This window comes from Variovorax glucosi (assembly GCF_051216695.1).
In the GTDB taxonomy this organism is placed as follows: Bacteria; Pseudomonadota; Gammaproteobacteria; order Burkholderiales; family Burkholderiaceae_C; genus Variovorax.
Genome location: NZ_JBPJZE010000343.1, coordinates 1 through 1,074 on the forward strand (window position 1 = coordinate 1; position 1,074 = coordinate 1,074).

Here is a 1,074-nt window from a genome sequence, read left to right on the forward strand (position 1 = left end):
TCGCAGATGGCCTGGCTGATCGCCAGCACGTGCCATTCGTTGAATGCATCGTCGAAGGAAGAGCCGCGGTGCCCCGAGGTGCCGAAGGCCACGCGCTGGCTCGGCACCGACGGATCGGGCCGCCCTGTGTAGTAGGCCGAGATCAGGCGCGGCACGTTGACCAGCAGTTCGAGAGGGGCGGGCTTTCCCGCGAGAGGGTTGGTTGCTTGGCTCATGTCGATGGAAAGTCAAAGTTGATCAGGTCGCCGATGCGTTCGATGGTGATGTCGGCGGGGGCGTAGGCGGCAATGGCCAGCTTGTCGAGTGCATAGTGCCCTTGCCGCACGAAGACCGTCGTCAGACGAGGCCCCCAGATGGCCTTCATGGCCGAAAGAATGCGCAGCTTGTCGTCGACCATCACGTAGTGCCGCGCGGGGTGGCACTGCTCGATGGTGTCGAGCATCTGTTCCTTATGCACGTAGATGAGCACGCGTCCTTCGGTGGCGTCCCACAGGCCCGAGCGCTGCACCTTGCGCGGCTGGAACACCACGTCGCCGTCAGACAGGATCACCGTGGGTCCGTGGCGGCGCAGGTGCTTCAGGGCTTCCAGCGCGCCGGGGTAGAGCCGGTCGGCAAAGGGGTAGTCGATGAGAAAGCTCGACATCAGCAGCAGCCGCGAATCGCTCATGCCCCGGCGGCTTTCCTCGGCGCGGTAGCGCTGCAGGGCGCCAAGATAGTCGACGTAGCCGAGCTCGCTGCGCAATTGCTCGAAAGCCACCCAGTAGCGGCTGGCGCTCTCGGCGCCGAAGGCCTGTTCGAGATGGGCGCGAAGGTCGGCAATGACCCGGTCGTTGTCGAGCAGGGTGTTGTCGACGTCGATCAGGAAAACGGTGGCAGGAGGAGGTGTCATGGGTGTGCGGCCAAAGTGCCTGAACTGGGGCCCGAACTGCGCGTGTCGCGGCCAGCATACGCCCTGAATGCGACGCCAGACAGCCGTCGCGTGAATTGGTTGCCGCTTTGCGGACCATCGACTTAATCGGTGCCACGGGACTGCCCCCGGAGTCGAATAAGCTTCCGTCCAGTTTGAAGAAGGAG

Annotated in this window: 1 protein-coding gene and 1 pseudogene; both read right to left on the reverse strand. The window is 64.0% G+C overall.

Translation table 11 applies throughout. The annotated features are described in order from the left end of the window. Window positions 1–215: pseudogene (locus tag ACSFA3_RS25505) on the reverse strand (alpha-D-glucose phosphate-specific phosphoglucomutase); the annotation flags it as partial. Next, window positions 212–889 (reverse strand): HAD family hydrolase, encoded by a 678-nt coding sequence (locus ACSFA3_RS25510; protein WP_435464772.1) that lies wholly within the window; start codon window positions 887–889, stop codon window positions 212–214. The pseudogene ACSFA3_RS25505 and the gene ACSFA3_RS25510, both read right to left, overlap by 4 nt. Window positions 890–1,074 lie beyond the last annotated feature (185 nt).